Source organism: Neorhizobium vignae (genome assembly GCF_000732195.1).
GTDB lineage: Bacteria > Pseudomonadota > Alphaproteobacteria > Rhizobiales > Rhizobiaceae > Neorhizobium > Neorhizobium vignae.
In genome coordinates this window covers 242,671-259,320 of sequence record NZ_JNNU01000006.1, presented here as the reverse complement: position 1 = coordinate 259,320, position 16,650 = coordinate 242,671, and the positions used below count along the sequence as shown (strand labels likewise).

The following is a 16,650-nucleotide window of genomic DNA, read 5'->3' as shown; positions in this document are numbered from 1 at the left end:
CCGGTCCTTCCAGGTTAGGCTTCGATCGCCGCGACGATCTTCTTCGCCGCGTCGTCAAGGTCGTCAGCCGCCGTGATGGCGAGACCGGACTCATTCAGGATCTTCTTGCCGAGCTCGACATTGGTGCCTTCGAGGCGAACGACGAGCGGAACCTTCAGACCGACTTCCTGCACCGCCGCGACAACGCCTTCGGCGATGACGTCGCAGCGCATGATGCCGCCGAAGATGTTGACGAGGATGCCCTCGACCTTGGGGTCCGCGGTGATGATCTTGAAGGCCGCAGCCACCTTCTCCTTGCCGGCGCCGCCGCCGACGTCGCAGAAGTTAGCCGGCTCCTTGCCGTAGAGCTTGATGATGTCCATCGTCGCCATGGCGAGACCGGCGCCGTTGACCATGCAGCCGATATTGCCGTCGAGGGCAACGTAGGCGAGGTCCCACTTGGAGGCCTCGATTTCCTTGGCGTCTTCTTCGGTCTCGTCGCGCAGCGCCTTGACGTCGTCGTGACGGAAGAGCGCGTTGCCGTCGAACGACATCTTGGCGTCCAGAACGCGCAGGTGGCCGTTCTTCATGACGATCAGCGGATTGATCTCGAGAAGGGCCATGTCCTTCTCGTTGAAGGCCTTGTAGAGCAGCGGGAAGAGCGACTTGGCGTCTTCGGCGGCAGCGCCGTCGAGTTCCAGAGCCTTGGAGATCGCAGCGATGTCTGCAGCCGTCACGCCGGCTTCCGGATCGATGGCGATCGTCTGGATCTTTTCAGGCGTATCGTGGGCAACGGCTTCGATGTCCATGCCGCCTTCGGTCGAAACGACGAAGGCAACGCGGCCGACCGAGCGATCGACCAGCAGCGAGCAGTAAAGTTCGCGAGCGATGTCGGCGCCGTCTTCGATGTAGAGACGGTTGACCTGCTTGCCGGCTTCGCCGGTCTGCGCGGTCACCAGCGTGTTGCCGAGCATTTCCTTGGCATGCGCCTTGGCTTCCTCGATCGAGAAGGCGAGGCGAACGCCGCCCTTGGCGTCGGGGCCGAGTTCCTTGAACTTGCCCTTGCCGCGGCCGCCCGCATGGATCTGGCTCTTGACGACGTAAAGCGGACCCGGCAGCGACTTCGCAGCAGCCTCGGCCTCTTCAGCCTTGAGGATCGCGACGCCTTCCGCAACCGGCGCACCATAGCCCTTCAGCAGAGCCTTGGCCTGATATTCATGAATGTTCATGGGTTTATCCCTGTTTCGATGACTTCAGCGCGTCAATTACTTGAGAGCCGGGGCGATGTTGATGCAGGCTTCGCAGAGACCGGCAACGGCGCCGACGGACTTCTGGAAGGCGGCTTCTTCATCCTTGTTGAACTCGACCTCGATGATGCGCTCGACGCCGCCGGCGCCGATGATCGTCGGAACGCCGACATACATGTCCTTGACGCCGTACTGGCCGGAGAGATAGGCGGCAGCCGGCAGAACGCGCTTCTTGTCCTTGAGGAAGGATTCGGCCATTTCGATCGCCGAGGCGGCCGGAGCGTAATAGGCCGAACCGGTCTTGAGGAGACCGACGATTTCGGCGCCGCCGTCACGGGTGCGCTGGATGATTTCTTCGAGACGTTCCTTGGTGACCCAGCCCATCTTGACGAGGTCGGTGAGCGGAACGCCGCCGACGGTCGAGTAACGGGCGAGCGGCACCATCGTGTCGCCATGGCCGCCGAGAACGAAGGCGGTGACGTCCTGGACGGAAACGTTGAATTCTTCGGAGAGGAAGAGACGGAAGCGAGCCGAGTCGAGCACGCCGGCCATGCCGACGACCATGTTCTTCGGCAGGCCCGAGAACTTCTGGAGGGCCCAGACCATCGCGTCGAGCGGGTTGGTGATGCAGATCACGAAGGCGTTCGGGGCATATTTCTTGATGCCGGCGCCGACCTGTTCCATGACCTTCAAGTTGATGCCGAGCAGGTCGTCGCGGCTCATGCCCGGCTTGCGGGCGACGCCGGCGGTGACGATGCAGACGTCTGCGCCTTCGATGGCCGCGTAATCGCTGGCACCGGAAAGCTTGGCATTGAAGCCCTCGACCGGGCCGGACTGGGCGATATCGAGGCCCTTGCCCTGCGGAATGCCGTCGGCGATGTCGAAGAGGACGATGTCGCCCAGTTCCTTCAGGCTGGCGAGATGCGCCAGCGTGCCACCAATCATGCCAGAACCAATAAGTGCGATCTTCTTGCGCGCCATCGAAAAGCTTCCTTTCGAGATCCGAATCCATGGCAGACTACGGCTCGCCTACCAACGTGCCAGACCGCATACCGTCATCCGCCTGAAATGGCAATCGATTATTTCCGGCCCAACTTTTTCAATCGGTTAGATGTTAAAAGTCTTACGTAAACGTAAGATCTTCTGTCACCAAACCGTTAAAGTCGGCGGCGTTTTTCCTGATGCAGTGCAAGATAGTCGGGGCTGCGCATCTCAAAAAGACGCGATACGGTGCGGTCGAACTCGAAGCCTTCCGTACCTTTTCGCTCCAGGAGGAGATCTTCCGGCGCAGTCGCAGCGGAGATATAGAGCCGGACCGCGTGGTCGTAGAGCGCATCGACTAGGTTGATCAGCCGCTTGGTTTCGTTGCGCTTCTCCGGCCCGAGCTGCGGAATGCGCTCGACGAAGATCGCATCGAAGCGAGCGGCGAGCGCCAGATAGTCCGACGCCCCCAGCGGCTTGCCGCAGATGTCCTTGAAATTGAAGCGCGCGGCACGCCCGGCTGCGGCGGGCACGTGGATGCTGCGGCCCTTGATGGGGATCTCGGCAGGCGCCGCTTTCTTGCCCTCGGTCACCTGGTGCCAGGCGGATTCCATCGCGGCGTCGGCGCGCGCATCGAGCGGCGTCACGTAGACCGGCAGGCTTGCGTGCTTCTGCATGCGGTAGTCGTTGGGCGAGTCGAGGGTGACCACGTCCACATAACGGTTGAGAAGCGCGATGAACGGCAGGAACAGCCCGCGGTTCAGCCCGTCCCTGTAGAGATCGCCCGGGGCTACATTGGAGGTTGCGACCAGCACGCAGCCAAGCCCGAACAGCTCCGTGAACAGCCGAGCCAGGATCATCGCGTCGGTGATGTCGGTGACCGAAAACTCATCGAAGCAGAGAAGCTCGGCCTCCGCGAAGAGCGCGGCGGCGACCGGGGGCACCGGATCCGCCTGCTTGGTTTCGCCGCGCTTCAGCTTCTGCCGGTGTTCGTGGATGCGGTTATGCACGTCCGCCATGAACTCGTGGAAATGCGCCCGGCGTTTCTTGGTCGTCGGGGCCTTCTTGAAGAACATGTCCATCAGCATGGTCTTGCCGCGGCCGACGCTGCCATGCACGTAGAGACCGCGGATTTCGCGCGGCCGCCCGCCGCCCTTGGCGAAAAGCCAGCCGAGCGCGCTCTTTTTCTTCGCAGGTCCCGTCTCGCGAAGGCAGGTCAGCAGATGGTCGAGCTTGGCGGCAACCGCCAGCTGGGCTGCGTCGGCGGTCAGCACACCCGACACGGTCAAAGCCTTCAGCTCCTCGCCGACGCTCGTCGTGTATTCGGGAATGGGTTCCAAACGGACGCCCTCGAAACTGCGGGGAACCGCTTAGCGGCTGAGGCTGACCGGCTGACCGGAGTTCATCGTACCGTCGAAGCGGTTCTCGGCGCTCTTGTAGACGCGTCCGATCACGTCGCCGGCCCGGTTCTTGAACTGGACCATCTTGCCCGACACATCCCAGGAGCCCATCGCCGTCAGTTCGCCGGCACAGCCGCGGGTACCGCCGCGCGAACCGCCGCCGAGATTGGTGAGCGTCAAGAACATGTCGCAGGACGAACCGCCGTTGGAAACGCGCCAGTTGCCAACCATCGCTTCCTTCTTGATGTCGAGCGCAGTCGCCGGCGGTGCGGCCGCATTGGCCGATGCCATGGCAGGATTTGCGCCGGGTGCGCTCGGAAACTGGGAGGAACCCGCGGTGCCGGGAGGCGGCGGCAGCTGGCCGCCCTGAACGGACGGCACGGGCTGCGCCTGAAGCGGCGCCGGCTGAGAAGGCTGGGCGGGCAGATCACTATAGGGGCTATAGGAAGTGCGCTGGCAACCGGCCAGTGCCAAAGCAAGAACAAGTCCCGTCGCCACGTATCTGAACTGCATCATCTAACTCCTGCTCTCAGCTTGATCCGCCACCGATGCCACTGAATTGAGACCGAATTATCGTAAACCACCTTGGTTAATCAAGTCGTACTGGAACAATTCGGCATGGTCGCCAGAAGAATGCTGCAATGCGCTCGATCCCCGCCAACGCGGGGACCGGATGAGAGATCGATTGTCGAGATTGCCTTAGACGCGACGCTCGACCATCATCTTCTTGATTTCGGCGATCGCCTTGGCCGGGTTCAGGCCCTTGGGGCAGGTCTGGGCGCAGTTCATGATCGTGTGGCAGCGATAGAGCCGGAACGGATCCTCGAGGTTGTCGAGGCGCTCGCCCTTGGCTTCGTCTCGGCTATCGATCAGCCAGCGATAGGCCTGCAGCAGGGTGGCCGGGCCGAGGTAACGGTCGCCGTTCCACCAGTAGCTCGGACAGGAGGTCGAGCAGCAGGCGCAGAGGATGCACTCGTAGAGGCCGTCGAGCTTCTGGCGGTCTTCGTGGCTCTGCTTCCATTCCTTGGCCGGCGGCGGCGAAACCGTCTTCAGCCACGGTTCGATCGAGCGGTGCTGGGCGTAGAAATTGGTGAGGTCCGGAACCAGATCCTTGACCACAGGCATATGCGGCAGCGGATAGACCTTCACAGTGCCCTTCACGTCGTCCATGCCCTTGGTGCAGGCGAGCGTGTTGGTGCCGTCGATGTTCATGGCGCAGGAGCCGCAGATGCCCTCGCGACAGGAGCGGCGCAGCGTCAGCGTCGGGTCGATATTGTTCTTGATGTAGAGCAGACCGTCGAGAACCATCGGGCCGCAATCGTCGACATCGATGTAATAGGTATCGATGCGCGGGTTCTGGCCGTCATCCGGGCTCCAGCGGTAGATACGGAATTCCCGGACGTTCTTGGCACCCGCCGGCTTCGGCCAGGTCTTGCCTTCGGTCATCTGAGAGTTCTTGGGGAGAGCAAGTTCAACCATGGTCCAGTTCCCTCAGATCAGTACACGCGTGCCTTCGGCTCGATCTTGTGAGGATCGATGCCTTCGGCGATGAGCTCGGTGTGAACCGGGCGGTAGTCGAGCTTGACGTCGCCGCTGTCGTTGACCCAGGCAAGCGTGTGCTTGCGCCAGTTCTCGTCGTCGCGGCCGCCGAACGGGCCGGACGTGTAGTCCTCGCGGGCGTGGGAGCCGCGGCTTTCCTTGCGGGCTTCCGCGCCGACCACCGTGGCAATCGCGTTCGCCATCAGGTTTTCGAGTTCCAGCGTCTCGACCAGGTCCGAATTCCAGATCATCGAACGGTCGGTGACCTTGATGTCCTTCAGCTCGCCCCAGATCGCCGACATGCGCTTGCAGCCCGATTCCAGCGATTCCTGAGTGCGGAACACGGCGGCGTCGTCCTGCATGGTGCGCTGCATCTTGTCGCGCAGAACCGCAGTCGGCGTCGCGCCATTGGCGTTTCGCAGGCGGTCGAAGCGGTCCATGATCTTGTCGCAGGCGGCGATGTTAAGCGCCGGGATCGGTTCGGCCTTGTTGATCACCTCGCCGGCGCGGATCGCGGCGGCGCGGCCGAAGACCACGAGATCGATCAGCGAGTTGGAGCCGAGGCGGTTGGCGCCGTGAACCGAGGCGCAGCCCGCCTCGCCCACGGCCATCAGGCCGGGCAGCAGACGTTCCGGATTGTTGCTGTCGGCGTTGAGCACTTCACCCCAGAAATTGGTCGGGATGCCGCCCATGTTGTAGTGCACGGTCGGCAGGACCGGGATCGGCTCGCGCGTCACATCCACGCCTGCGAAAATCTTGGCGCTCTCGGAAATGCCCGGCAGGCGTTCGTGAAGAACGGCCGGATCGAGATGGTCGAGATGCAGGAAGATGTGGTCCTTGTTCTTGCCGACGCCGCGGCCTTCGCGGATTTCCAGGGTCATGCAGCGGGAGACGACATCGCGCGAGGCAAGATCCTTGGCCGAAGGCGCGTAACGCTCCATGAAGCGTTCGCCCTCGGAATTGACGAGGTAACCGCCTTCGCCGCGCGCCCCTTCGGTGATCAGACAGCCCGAACCGTAGATGCCGGTCGGGTGGAACTGCACGAATTCCATGTCCTGCAGAGGCAGGCCGGCGCGGGCCACCATGCCGCCGCCGTCGCCGGTGCAGGTATGGGCAGACGTTGCCGAGAAATAGGCGCGGCCGTAACCGCCGGTCGCCAGCACCACCATCTTGGCGGCGAAGCGATGGATCGTGCCGTCGTCGAGGTTCCAGGCAACGACGCCGGTGCAGCGGCTGCCGTCATCCGACATGATCAGGTCGAGCGCGAAATATTCGATGAAGAATTCCGCGTTGTTCTTCAGCGACTGGCCGTAGAGCGTGTGCAGGATGGCGTGGCCGGTTCGATCTGCCGCAGCGCAAGTGCGCTGCACCGGCGGGCCGGCGCCGAAATTCTGCATGTGGCCGCCGAACGGGCGCTGGTAGATCTTGCCCTCTTCGTTACGGGAGAAGGGCACGCCGTAATGCTCGAGTTCGTAGACGGCCTTCGGCGCTTCCATGACCATGTACTGCATGGCGTCGACGTCGCCGAGCCAGTCGGAGCCCTTGACGGTGTCGTAGAGATGCCACTGCCACGAGTCGGGCGTCATGTTCTGCAGCGAGGCGGCGATGCCGCCCTGGGCTGCGACGGTGTGCGAGCGGGTCGGGAACACCTTGGTGATGCAGGCGGTCTTGAAACCTTGTTCGGCCATGCCGAGCGTGGCGCGCAGGCCAGCACCACCGGCGCCGACGACGATCACGTCATAGGAATGGTCGACATAGGTATAGGCCTTGCCGTTCTGGGCGATGGGAGTGACTGGTGCCATGACGGATTATCCTGCGAATGCGATTTTCAGAACGGCGAACAGACAGAGCCCGGCGATCAAAATCGAGAAGAAGGTGTTGAGCATGATCAGCGCGACCTTGGCGAATTCGCCGTGCACATAGTCCTCGATGATCACCTGCATTCCGAGCTTCATGTGAATGACGCCGGAGATGACGATGAGGCCCATGACGACGGCGACGAACGGGTTCGACAGCGCGGCAATCACTTCCGGATAGGGTTTGCCGGCATAGATGATCATGAAGATCACGAAGAAGATCATCAGCGGCACGTTGGCGACGGCCGTCAGGCGCTGGCGCCAGAAATGATCGGTGCCGTCCTTGGCGGAGCCCAGTCCGCGGACTTTTCCGAGCGGGGTACGCATATCCATGGATGAGAACCTTACCGAACGAGGAAGCCGATCACCCAGACCAGCACGGTCAGACAGAGTGATGTGATGATATTGGCGATGGCGAGCTTGGTGGAGAATTCCTTCTCGAAACCGTGGCCGAGGTCCCACATGAAGTGGCGGAAACCGCCGAGCATGTGGTGGATCAGCGCCCAGGTATAGCCGAGCAGCACGAGCTTGCCGAGAAGGCTGCCGAGCGCCCAGTTGGCCCAGTCGTAATAGGCCGGGCCGCTGGCGGCGGCGACCAGCCACCACGCCACCAGAATCGTGCCGACATAGAGCGCACCGCCGGTGATGCGGTGAACGATCGACATGACCATGGTGGGGATCAGCTTGTAGATTTGAAGATGCGGCGACAGGGGCCGGTTATTTGTCACATTCGCCATCAGAACCTCGCGGCGTCGTATGCGGTATCAAGGGCGGGCGCCCAACAATGCACGGTGCCGAAGAAATGTGCATTGCATCATTGGCGTGGTTTAATCGCACGGATGTCTGACGACAAGAACAATTCAGACCGATTTCCAATTTAATCGATTGTGTCTTTCTCGTGGCTGGCGCGGGTCAACCCGGCGGTCACATTAACTACGATTTGGAAAGATTTCGTTGCCGCCGGGACGGGAGGAGCCGTTTTATGGTAAGGTTTCGTTAATCATGTTTCCCGGAGTTTCGCCATGATCGCGAATCGCATCAAGCCTGTCCTGGTCGCCGCGGCCCTTTTTGCGTCGTTCGCATCCGCCGCCGACGCCCGCGATGACTGGACCGATCCTGACGGCAGCGTCTACCGCCTTGGGAGCAATCGCTGGGTCGAGCGGGCAGACAACATGTCGGATGTCGAAGGCTTCCACGTCTTCTATACCGGCACCGCATCGTTCGTTCGCAAGCTCGGCATTTTCAGCGGCGCGCTGCAGGCCCGCCCGATCCCCGATTTCGGCATCCATTTTTCGCGCTATTTCTCGGAGGACTACTGGGGACAGGAAGGCCGGGTGGTGCTTGCACCCAAGGCCAAGATCATCGATGTCGACAGCGGCCTGCGCGGCTTCGGAAACGCCTGCGCCTACGAGGCCGGCGTGTGCGTCATCCGCGGCGGAAATTGAAACCGCGACGCGGCAAGAGCCCGCGCATGTACGGGAGACGGCCCCGTGCAGGTCTCCGGCAACGCCGTCTCTAGGCCTCGCCACGTTCATCCCATGGCACGCCATGCCGCCGGCGGCGTGCCGTATGTTCGCGAAAAGGCACGGCTGAAAGCCGCTTCGGTCGCATATCCGGCATCGTAGGCGATCGTGGCAATCGCCTGCCCCGTCGTTGCCAGAGCGACGCTCGCCAGATAAAGGCGCCACTCGCGCACATATCGGACGGGTGAAGTCCCGAGGATCGTCTGGAAACGTTCCGCCAGCACGCTGCGCGACATCCCCGATGCGATCGACAGTTCCTCCAGTGACCAGTCGCGCGTCGGATCGTCATGAATGAGTGACAGGCAGCGCGACAGCGCCGGATCGGCCAGCGCTGCGAGCCAGCCGGCGGCCCGCGGTTCCGCCATGGTGATCCGGTGGCGCAGCATCTCGATGAAAAGTATTTCGGTCAGTCTCGGCAGCATGGAGATCCCGCCCGCACGGGGCATGTCGACCTCTTCCACCATTTGCCGGATGGTCGCGCGCAGCCAGTCTCCGTCATTCGCACTGCGCGTCCTGACATGGATCAGCTTCGGCAGCGCTCGCCTCAGCGGCGCAAAGCTCAGCGCGTCGCACTGGAGATAGCCGCAGAGCAGCCTGACCCCCTGCGCGTCATCGCCGTGGCGAATGACGGGAATCTGGCGCCACGGCTTCGGCGGCAATTGCCGCGTCGGGTTGACAACCGCACCGTCACCCCCCGAGCCCAGCTGGTGCCCGGTGCCGAAGGGAAAGATAAGCACATCGCCCGGCTCGAGCGCCGCCTCCTGGCCTTCCATCTTCAGCCAGCAATGGCCGGCGGCGACGATGTGAAACGGTACCGTGCCGATTGCCTTCCCCGAAAGGTTCGCCATCGAGGGCGTGGCATCCGTCTGCCAGTTGCCGGAGGGCATGAAGCAGAACTGCAACGACCCTGAAAGGCGGATGGTCGACAAAAGCGCAGACAGCACGTCGTCCCGCGCCACGCCACGCCTCAGTTCAGGATTTTCGGACAAGTCTTCACGCATCTCGGCCAAAGACAGGTTTCGCCTGCCTTCCTACAGTGAGCACGTCAACTCAACCGTGGGAGAATACAATGCAAACTCAAACTGACAAACTAGTGGTGCTGGTCACCAAGGGCATCGATTCCGAACTGTCGTCGGTCGCCTTCACGATTGCCAATGGCGGCATCACTGCGGGGCTCAAGGTTTCTGTATTTCTGACCAGCGCCGCGATCGATCTCGTCCGCAAGGGCGGGCAGCGGATGACCCATGTGGCGCCGCTCGATCCGCTGGCACAATCGATCGACGACTTCCAGAAACGCGGCGGCACGATCTGGGCATGCCCGCCCTGCGTTAAGTCGCGCGGTTACGACGAGAACGACCTGCTCGAGGGCGTCGTCATCGTCGGGGCAAGCGCAATGCACGCCGAGATCAAGGACGGAGCCGCCACGCTCTCGTTTTGACCGCCACGAACATCCGGTGGGACCGTGCGGTGAGGCTGGTCAGATCCTCTTCTCCGCTCGGCCCCATCGCTGCCGCGGCAACGATTGGCGAGACCGCCAACTTATCGGGCAAACCGCCAGACCGTCGTCTTCTTCACCTCGCTGTCCTCCAGCGCCCGGGTGACCGGAACCTGATAGACGGCGAGTTGCTCCAGTCTGTCTTTCGGAAGGTAGCTGCGGCCGGGATCGCCGATCAGGACCAGCTTCCCGTCACCCGCAAGGCGCGTGAACCATGGGATCAAGGCGGCCGCAAACTCCCGGTCGTAGAAGACATCGCCGGCAAGGATGACATCCGCTTCGATCGCCCTGCCGATCTGGTCGTCGGCAGTGGAGCGGATTACCACCCCGTTCTCCGTAGCATTCAGCGCAATAGCGCTCGCAGCCCACGGATCGATATCCGCCGCCAGCACATCCGAGGCACCGGCGAGCTTCGCCGCGATCGCCACCAGCCCGGACCCGCTGGCGAAGTCCAGAACCCGTTTGCCGGCTACCGTTTCCGGATGATCGAGAATATGGCGCGCCAAGCCTTGCCCACCCGCCCAGGCAAATGCCCAGAAGGGCGGCGGCAGGCCGATCTTTTCCAGATCCTCTTCGGTCTTCAGCCAGAGATCGTGCGCTTCCGTCGCCAGATGCAGCACGATTTCCGGCACATGCGGCGGGCGCATGAGATCGGTGTTTTCGAGAATGAAAGCCTGCGGATCGGTCTTCAAGGCGGGATCAAGTGGGAGATTTGGGAGGGTTATCGAGGCCGCCGAGACGGCAGATCTCGAAATACTCCTCGTCGGTCACCGGCTGTACGGAAAGCCGCATCGAGGTGACAAGCGACATCTTCTCGAACTTCGGGTTTGCCTTGATATCCTTCAGCGTCACCGGCGTCGGCATGTCGGTCACGGCGCGGATATCGACGCAATCCCACTTCGGATCGCCTTGTGCCGTCGAATCGGGATGCGACAGCGCGCAGACCTCGACGATGCCGACGATCTCCAGCCCGTCATTCGAGTGGTAGAAGAAACCCTTGTCGCCGATCTTCATGGCCCGCATGTTGTTGCGCGCCAGGTAGTTTCGCACGCCGGTCCATTCGGTGCCTTTTTCCCCCGCCGCCTTCTGCTGTTCCCAGGACCAGGCCGACGGTTCGGATTTGTAAAGCCAGTACGCCATCTGTCGCCTCACTCCGGCTTGTTGAAGACCCAGTTCCAGGCCTTCACTTCGACCTTCTCGAACAGGCCGGCCATATAATAGGGATCGGCCTCGGCGATCGTGCGGGCAGCGGCCATGTCGGCGGCGTCGACGACCACGAGGCTGCCGTTCGGCTTGCCGTCATCGTCAAGGAACGGACCGGCGAACTTCAGAACCCCCTCGGCATTAAGCTTGTTCAGGTGCTCCACATGGGTCGGGCGGGTTTCCATCCGCACGTTCAGATGGCCGGGCTTGTCGGTGCACAGAAACGCAAACAGCATCAGTCTCTCCTTGAGGATGATCTTATTCGGTGGTGATCGGCCGGGTCATCAGCTGTTCCATGGCCGTCATGATATCGAGCTTGCCGTCGATGATGTCGGCCACCGCATGGGTGACCGGCAGTTCGACGGCGAATTTTTCACCGAGACGCGCGGCGACGGAGGCCGCAAAAGCCCCCTCGACCAGCGGTCCGCCCACCGCTTCCGCGGGGTCGCCCCAACTCCCGCCAGTTTGGCCGAGCGCAATGCCGAAGCGCAGGTTGCGTGATTGATGGCTGGTGCCGGTCAGCACCAGGTCACCGAGGCCCGACAGGCCCCGCACCGTGTCCGCCTTGCCGCCCATCGCCTCGATCAGCCGCGACATTTCCGCCAAGCCGCGGGAAATCAGCGCCGCCCGCGCCGATTCGCCAAGGCCGGCACCTTCGATGATGCCGCAGGCGATCGCCAGCACGTTCTTCAACGCCCCGCCGAGTTGCACGCCGATCCGATCGGTCGAGGCATAAAGGCGAAAGGTGCGGCCGGAAAGCGCATTGGCAAGCCGCTCCGCCAGCGCATGATCGTCCGCCGCAATCGCCATCGCCGTCGGCAGGCCGCGGGCGATATCCGCCGCGAACCCCGGCCCGGACAGCACGGCGACCGGGTGATGCGGCAATTCAGCCTCCAGCACCTCGGTCAGCAACCGGCCGGAAGACTTGTCGATACCCTTGGCGCAGGTGACGACCACGGCACCCTTGGCCAGATAGGGACCGTAATGCCGCGCCGCATCCGCCTGCGCCTGCGAAGGCATGGCGAACAGCACGAAGCTCGCCTCGCCGATCGCATCCGGCTCGGCCGAGAACTCCAACGCATCCGGCAACGGCACACCGGGAAGGGCCGCATCGTGCACCCGGTCATCGCGCAGATCGCTCATCAGCGAGGGATCGCGGCCGATCAGGGTCACCGGATGCCGGCCTTCCAGCGAGATAACAGCGGCAAGCGCCGTACCGAAGGCACCGGCACCAATAACGACAATCCGTTCCCGAGCACTCATGCCTTGGCTCCTCGCTTGCCGGACCCGAGCAGGGTCTTGGCGTCCTTGTCGAGCGGCCAGCGCGAGCGCGGCGCCACGTCCATTCCGTCCGTCGGCATGTCCTCCGCCATCCGCTCGAGCCCCGCCCAGGCGATCATCGCCGCATTGTCGGTGCAGAGCCTGAGCGGCGGCGCGATGAAGCGGAAACCGTTTTCGATGCACAGCGCCTGCAACGTCCGGCGGATTTCCTGGTTGGCGGCAACGCCACCCGCGACGACCAGCGCCCGGTCGACATCGAGATGCGCGAACTCCTGCTTGAAGCGCGCCAGGCCGCGGCCGATGCGGTCGCGCAGCGTCCGCGAAATCGCCTTCTGGAACGAAGCGCAGATATCGGCGACGTCCTGCTCGGAGAGCGGTGCGATCTCGGTCGCCGCCTGGCGCACCGCCGTCTTGAGACCGGAAAAGGAGAAATCGAGCCGCGTCTCGCCGACCAGCGGCCGCGGCAGCGAGAACCGGTCCGGATTGCCCTTCAGCGCCGCCTTCTCGACCGCCGGTCCGCCGGGATAGGGAAGCCCCAGCAGTTTCGCCGTCTTGTCGAAGGCCTCGCCGAGCGCATCGTCGATCGTCGTGCCCCAGCGCTCGTATTCGCCGACGCTGCGCACCAGAACGAGCTGGGTATGGCCGCCGGACACGAGCAGCATCAGGTAGGGAAAGGAAAGCCCGTCGGTCAGCCGCGCCGTCAGCGCGTGGCCTTCGAGGTGGTTGATCGCCATCAGCGGCTTGCCGGCAGCCCGTGCGATCGCCTTGGCCGTCATCAGCCCGACGATCAGACCGCCAATCAGGCCGGGGCCGGAAGTCGCCGCCACCGCATCGATCTCGTCGAGCGAAACGTTGGCGCGGGTCAGCGCCTCCTCGATGAGCCCGTCCAGCGCCTCGACATGCGCACGCGCTGCGATCTCCGGCACGACGCCGCCATAGGCGCTGTGTTCGTCGAGCTGGGAGAGCACGATGTCGGAGAGGATTTCGCCGCGGCCATCCTCATGGCGCGCGACGACGGAAGCCGCCGTCTCGTCGCAGCTAGTTTCAATGCCGAGGATGCGAAGAAAGGTCGCCATACGCCTATCGATAATTGCGATGCCGGATAAACCGGTCTACGAAAGCCTCCGGTAACAATGGAATGACGCGGATGCAAACAAAACCTTTCCGGATCGGCACGCGCGGCAGCCCGCTGGCGCTCGCACAGGCTTCCGAAACGCGCGCACGGCTGATGACGGCGCATGGTCTGCCGGAGGAGATGTTCGAGATCGTCGTGCTGTCGACCACAGGCGACCGCATCACCGACCGGTCGCTTTCGGAACTCGGCGGCAAGGGCCTGTTCACCCAGGAACTCGAAGAGGGACTGCTTTCCGGCGACCTCGATTTCGCCGTGCATTCCTCGAAAGACATGCCGACCAAACTCCCCGACGGCCTGCGCCTCGCGGCCTACCTGCCGCGCGAGGATTTCCGCGATGCCTTCATCGGCCGCACGGCCCATACGCTAGCCGCCCTTCCGGACGGCGCCACCGTCGGCTCCTCGTCGCTGCGCCGCCAGGCGCTGATCCGCCGCATCCGGCCGGATATCAACGTCATCACCTTCCGCGGCCTGGTCGAAACGCGGCTGCGCAAACTGAACGAAGGCCAGGTGGACGCGACCCTGCTCGCCTATGCCGGCCTCAAGCGCCTTGCCAAGCAGGACGTGGTCACCGAATTGCTCGACCCGACCGACTTCCCGCCAGCACCGGCGCAGGGCGCGATCTGCGTCGAAAGCCGCATCGGCGATGCCCGCATCGATGCGCTGCTCGACCCGATCAACGACCGTCCGACCTATGACGCCGTCTCCTGCGAACGTGCCTTCCTGGCAGCGCTCGACGGTTCCTGCCGCACCCCGATCGGCGGCTACGCCATCTGCGAGGGCGACCATCTGAAATTCTCGGGCCTGATCCTGACGCCGGATGGCCGCAGGGAACATTCGATCGAGACCGAAGGTAAACGCGTAAACGCTGAAAAGCTCGGGCGGCAGGCGGGTGAAGCGGTCCGCGCGGCGGCCGGGACCGATTTCTTCGAAGGCTGGTCGTAAAGCCATGCGGGTCGTCGTCACCCGCCCCGAAAACTCGGCCCGGCGCACCGCCGAACGGCTGCAGGATCTCGGCCATCAGCCCGTCCTGCTGCCGCTGACCAAGGCCATCCATCATCCGGACGCTGCCGAGGCGGCACTCGCCGTTCCGCATGCCGCGCTCGCCGTCACCAGCGGCGAAGCCGTCCGGGTGCTGTCCTTGCTGGGCGAGCGCCTCACCCCCTATCTCGGCCAAACCCTCTACGCCGTCGGAGGAACGACGGCGAAGGCGGCCGAAGAGTCCGGGTTCCGGAATATTCGCCCCGGCGCCGGAACGGGGGCCGAACTCGCCGAACTCATTGCCAGCTATGCATCGACTTTCGATGCCCCTTTCCTCTATCTCGCCGGCAAGCCGCGCTCACCGAAATTCGAGGACGGGCTGCGGACGAATGATGTCCCGTTCGTGACGGCCGAAGTCTATGAGATGACACCCATAGCCTACGATGAGGTTTTCCTCCGTAGCGTCCTGCTCGATCCGCCCGCGGATGTGGTGCTTCTCTATTCGCGCGAAAACGCCCGGCTGTTCTGCGATTTCGCTGCACCGCACCTGACGGAACTTGCGTCTCTGCAGTTCGTTTGCCTCAGCGACAATGTGGCCGAAATCATTCCGCGGGAATTCCATAGAAATATCAAGATCGCCAGCCACCCTGACGAGGACGGGATTTTCGCACTCCTTTAGTAGAGGGGTGGCGCCAAAATCCCGCCCGCCCCTTTCTTTCCGACGACCCACCCACTAGTTTCCTGTGAGCGCATGCAAAAAGAGGTCGAGATGGTACCGGAACAACCACCCCGCCGATCCAAGACAGACAAGGAGCCGGTCACGATCGACCTGACCGCCGAGCAATCGGATGTCGTCGCCGAGCCCGTTCGCAGCAATGACACTGATGATGTGGTGAGCGCGACCGAACCCACCGAGGACGTTTCTGCAAGCGCCGAAGAACCGGCCAAGCCCGAGCCCGCGGAAGAGCCGGCATCCAGCGCTTCGGCCGCAGGCGAGCCGCGTTATGACGACCCCTGGTCTGCCGCCGCCCAGAGCGAGCCGCAGCCTGCGACCGTGGCGCCTGAACCGGAGCCGACGCCTGCGGCACCCCTGCGCCCAAGCCCCGCCACCTCGACGCTGATCGCCGCCGGCATTTTCGGCGGCCTGGTCGCGCTTCTGCTGGCCGGCAGCATGCAATATGCCGGTTACCTCCCGGCTGCCAGGCCCGCGCCGGCGGCCCCGAATACCGCCGGTCTCTCCTCCGAGATCGCCGAACTGCGCCAGGAAATCGCTGCCCTGAGAAACCGGCCTGCAACCGCGGTCGCCCCGGATGCCGCACTCGCCAGCCGCGTCGCCGCCCTTGAGGCAGCCCCCCGGACACCGAATGGCGCAAGCGAGCAGGCGCTTGCCGCGCTGAAGGCCGATCTCGACCGGCTCCGCGCCACCGTCCAGTCGGTCGCAGGCGCCGATTCCAGCCTCGCCCAGCGCCTGGACCAGGCCGAAGCCAAGCTGAACGATCGCGGCCCGGAACAGCAGGTCGCCCGTGCGGTGGCAGCCGCAGCCCTCAAGGCCGGCATCGATCGCGGCGGCCCGTTCGAGACCGAACTGCAGACCTTCAAGACTGTCGCCGGCGATGACCCGGCGGTCGCCGACCTGCAGAAACTTGCCTCCGCAGGTGTGCCCGCCCGGGCCGAGCTGCAGCGCGACTTCCCCCGCATCGCCGATGCGATGCTGGAAGCGACCGTCCAGGCGGACCCTAACGAGGGCATCGCCGGCCGGCTGCTTTCTTCCGCACTGTCGGTCGTCAAGGTCCGGCGCGTCGGCGATGTCCAGGGCGAAACACCGGATGCGATTGTCGCCCGCATGGAGAATGCGCTGCGCAACGGCGATCTCCAGGCCTCCGCCCGCGAATGGGACGCGCTGCCGGAACCGGCAAAGGCCGTCTCGCGCGATTTCAAGCAGAAGCTCGATGCCCGCATTCAGGTGGAAAATCTCGTGGGCGGAACGCTGTCGCGCGCCGTCGCCGGCACCCAAGGCTGAGGACGGAAGAACC

Annotated in this window: 19 protein-coding genes; 5 read left to right on the top strand and 14 right to left on the bottom strand. The window is 63.7% G+C overall.

All coding sequences use genetic code 11. The features are described from left to right. Positions 1-14: 14 nt before the first annotated feature. From sucC to sdhC, 8 genes are all read right to left on the bottom strand, one after another. Positions 15-1,208, bottom strand: coding sequence for an ADP-forming succinate--CoA ligase subunit beta (gene sucC / locus GQ59_RS12385; RefSeq protein ID WP_037081601.1), 1,194 nt, complete (start codon positions 1,206-1,208; stop codon positions 15-17). Between the two features lie 36 nt (positions 1,209-1,244). Then, a complete protein-coding gene (mdh, locus tag GQ59_RS12380) occupies positions 1,245-2,207 on the bottom strand; it encodes a malate dehydrogenase (protein ID WP_007757753.1) in 963 nt (320 codons plus the stop codon). 176 nt (positions 2,208-2,383) lie between these two features. Next, positions 2,384-3,547, bottom strand: coding sequence for a cell division protein ZapE (gene zapE / locus GQ59_RS12375; protein WP_037081599.1), 1,164 nt, complete (start codon positions 3,545-3,547; stop codon positions 2,384-2,386). Positions 3,548-3,577: 30 nt separating this feature from the next. Beyond that, positions 3,578-4,120, bottom strand: coding sequence for a protease inhibitor Inh/omp19 family protein (locus tag GQ59_RS12370; RefSeq protein ID WP_037081597.1), 543 nt, complete (start codon positions 4,118-4,120; stop codon positions 3,578-3,580). Positions 4,121-4,306: 186 nt separating this feature from the next. Beyond that, positions 4,307-5,086: a succinate dehydrogenase iron-sulfur subunit gene (locus tag GQ59_RS12365; RefSeq protein ID WP_037081594.1), complete on the bottom strand. Its 780-nt coding sequence runs from the start codon at positions 5,084-5,086 to the stop codon at positions 4,307-4,309. Positions 5,087-5,103: 17 nt separating this feature from the next. Next, positions 5,104-6,948: a succinate dehydrogenase flavoprotein subunit gene (gene sdhA / locus GQ59_RS12360; RefSeq protein ID WP_037081590.1), complete on the bottom strand. Its 1,845-nt coding sequence runs from the start codon at positions 6,946-6,948 to the stop codon at positions 5,104-5,106. Between the two features lie 6 nt (positions 6,949-6,954). Beyond that, on the bottom strand, positions 6,955-7,335 hold the full coding sequence (gene sdhD / locus GQ59_RS12355; RefSeq protein WP_037081588.1) for a succinate dehydrogenase, hydrophobic membrane anchor protein: 381 nt from the start codon (positions 7,333-7,335) through the stop codon (positions 6,955-6,957). Between the two features lie 11 nt (positions 7,336-7,346). Continuing rightward, positions 7,347-7,739: a succinate dehydrogenase, cytochrome b556 subunit gene (sdhC, locus tag GQ59_RS12350; protein ID WP_037081586.1), complete on the bottom strand. Its 393-nt coding sequence runs from the start codon at positions 7,737-7,739 to the stop codon at positions 7,347-7,349. A 285-nt stretch (positions 7,740-8,024) separates the two neighbouring features. Between sdhC and GQ59_RS12345 the strand changes: the two genes are divergently transcribed. Next, complete coding sequence (locus tag GQ59_RS12345; protein WP_037081584.1) at positions 8,025-8,447, top strand: hypothetical protein; 423 nt, start codon at positions 8,025-8,027, stop codon at positions 8,445-8,447. A gap of 86 nt (positions 8,448-8,533) precedes the next feature. On the opposite strand, the gene GQ59_RS12340 is transcribed toward GQ59_RS12345, so the two are convergent. Beyond that, positions 8,534-9,526 (bottom strand): AraC family transcriptional regulator, encoded by a 993-nt coding sequence (locus tag GQ59_RS12340; RefSeq protein WP_037081581.1) that lies wholly within the window; start codon positions 9,524-9,526, stop codon positions 8,534-8,536. A gap of 68 nt (positions 9,527-9,594) precedes the next feature. Here GQ59_RS12340 and GQ59_RS12335 point away from each other — a divergent pair, with 68 nt between their 5' ends. Further along, positions 9,595-9,963, top strand: a complete 369-nt coding sequence (locus GQ59_RS12335; protein ID WP_037081578.1) for a DsrE family protein — start codon at positions 9,595-9,597, stop codon at positions 9,961-9,963. A gap of 101 nt (positions 9,964-10,064) precedes the next feature. Here the strand turns inward: GQ59_RS12335 and GQ59_RS12330 are convergent, their stop codons facing one another. From GQ59_RS12330 to tsaD, 5 genes are read right to left on the bottom strand one after another with little or no spacing between them, the layout of a single operon-like run. After that, a complete protein-coding gene (locus GQ59_RS12330) occupies positions 10,065-10,712 on the bottom strand; it encodes a class I SAM-dependent methyltransferase (protein ID WP_037081576.1) in 648 nt (215 codons plus the stop codon). Positions 10,713-10,719: 7 nt separating this feature from the next. Then, positions 10,720-11,160 (bottom strand): EVE domain-containing protein, encoded by a 441-nt coding sequence (locus tag GQ59_RS12325; protein WP_037081573.1) that lies wholly within the window; start codon positions 11,158-11,160, stop codon positions 10,720-10,722. Between the two features lie 8 nt (positions 11,161-11,168). Further along, the gene (locus tag GQ59_RS12320) at positions 11,169-11,459 is read right to left on the bottom strand and encodes a YciI-like protein (protein ID WP_037081570.1); all 291 of its coding nucleotides are present in this window, start codon (positions 11,457-11,459) and stop codon (positions 11,169-11,171) included. A 22-nt stretch (positions 11,460-11,481) separates the two neighbouring features. After that, positions 11,482-12,486 carry an NAD(P)H-dependent glycerol-3-phosphate dehydrogenase gene (locus GQ59_RS12315; RefSeq protein ID WP_037081567.1) on the bottom strand — a complete coding sequence of 335 codons (1,005 nt, stop codon included), beginning with the start codon at positions 12,484-12,486 and terminating at the stop codon, positions 11,482-11,484. Then, complete coding sequence (gene tsaD, locus GQ59_RS12310) at positions 12,483-13,580, bottom strand: tRNA (adenosine(37)-N6)-threonylcarbamoyltransferase complex transferase subunit TsaD (RefSeq protein ID WP_037081564.1); 1,098 nt, start codon at positions 13,578-13,580, stop codon at positions 12,483-12,485. The genes GQ59_RS12315 and tsaD overlap by 4 nt, the downstream gene beginning before the upstream one ends. A 71-nt stretch (positions 13,581-13,651) precedes the next feature. Between tsaD and hemC the strand changes: the two genes are divergently transcribed. From hemC to GQ59_RS12295, 3 genes are all read left to right on the top strand, one after another. After that, the gene (hemC, locus tag GQ59_RS12305) at positions 13,652-14,581 is read left to right on the top strand and encodes a hydroxymethylbilane synthase (RefSeq protein ID WP_037081561.1); all 930 of its coding nucleotides are present in this window, start codon (positions 13,652-13,654) and stop codon (positions 14,579-14,581) included. Positions 14,582-14,585: 4 nt separating this feature from the next. Continuing rightward, a complete protein-coding gene (locus GQ59_RS12300) occupies positions 14,586-15,296 on the top strand; it encodes a uroporphyrinogen-III synthase (RefSeq protein ID WP_037081558.1) in 711 nt (236 codons plus the stop codon). 90 nt (positions 15,297-15,386) lie between these two features. Beyond that, positions 15,387-16,637: a COG4223 family protein gene (locus GQ59_RS12295; protein ID WP_037081556.1), complete on the top strand. Its 1,251-nt coding sequence runs from the start codon at positions 15,387-15,389 to the stop codon at positions 16,635-16,637. Positions 16,638-16,650: the final 13 nt, after the last annotated feature.

What these genes read in the sequence shown, in the direction of transcription:
- GQ59_RS12370 (WP_037081597.1), bottom strand. Translation starts at nt 4,120, where the DNA reads ATGCAGTTCAGATACGTGGCGACGGGACTTGTTCTTGCTTTGGCACTG.
- sdhC (WP_037081586.1), bottom strand. Translation starts at nt 7,739, where the DNA reads ATGGCGAATGTGACAAATAACCGGCCCCTGTCGCCGCATCTTCAAATC.
- GQ59_RS12340 (WP_037081581.1), bottom strand. Translation starts at nt 9,526, where the DNA reads ATGCGTGAAGACTTGTCCGAAAATCCTGAACTGAGGCGTGGCGTGGCG.
- mdh (WP_007757753.1), bottom strand. Translation starts at nt 2,207, where the DNA reads ATGGCGCGCAAGAAGATCGCACTTATTGGTTCTGGCATGATTGGTGGC.
- GQ59_RS12320 (WP_037081570.1), bottom strand. Translation starts at nt 11,459, where the DNA reads ATGCTGTTTGCGTTTCTGTGCACCGACAAGCCCGGCCATCTGAACGTG.
- sucC (WP_037081601.1), bottom strand. Translation starts at nt 1,208, where the DNA reads ATGAACATTCATGAATATCAGGCCAAGGCTCTGCTGAAGGGCTATGGT.
- GQ59_RS12335 (WP_037081578.1), top strand. Translation starts at nt 9,595, where the DNA reads ATGCAAACTCAAACTGACAAACTAGTGGTGCTGGTCACCAAGGGCATC.
- GQ59_RS12325 (WP_037081573.1), bottom strand. Translation starts at nt 11,160, where the DNA reads ATGGCGTACTGGCTTTACAAATCCGAACCGTCGGCCTGGTCCTGGGAA.
- tsaD (WP_037081564.1), bottom strand. Translation starts at nt 13,580, where the DNA reads ATGGCGACCTTTCTTCGCATCCTCGGCATTGAAACTAGCTGCGACGAG.
- sdhA (WP_037081590.1), bottom strand. Translation starts at nt 6,948, where the DNA reads ATGGCACCAGTCACTCCCATCGCCCAGAACGGCAAGGCCTATACCTAT.
- GQ59_RS12315 (WP_037081567.1), bottom strand. Translation starts at nt 12,486, where the DNA reads ATGAGTGCTCGGGAACGGATTGTCGTTATTGGTGCCGGTGCCTTCGGT.
- GQ59_RS12345 (WP_037081584.1), top strand. Translation starts at nt 8,025, where the DNA reads ATGATCGCGAATCGCATCAAGCCTGTCCTGGTCGCCGCGGCCCTTTTT.
- sdhD (WP_037081588.1), bottom strand. Translation starts at nt 7,335, where the DNA reads ATGGATATGCGTACCCCGCTCGGAAAAGTCCGCGGACTGGGCTCCGCC.
- GQ59_RS12365 (WP_037081594.1), bottom strand. Translation starts at nt 5,086, where the DNA reads ATGGTTGAACTTGCTCTCCCCAAGAACTCTCAGATGACCGAAGGCAAG.
- GQ59_RS12300 (WP_037081558.1), top strand. Translation starts at nt 14,586, where the DNA reads ATGCGGGTCGTCGTCACCCGCCCCGAAAACTCGGCCCGGCGCACCGCC.
- GQ59_RS12295 (WP_037081556.1), top strand. Translation starts at nt 15,387, where the DNA reads ATGGTACCGGAACAACCACCCCGCCGATCCAAGACAGACAAGGAGCCG.
- hemC (WP_037081561.1), top strand. Translation starts at nt 13,652, where the DNA reads ATGCAAACAAAACCTTTCCGGATCGGCACGCGCGGCAGCCCGCTGGCG.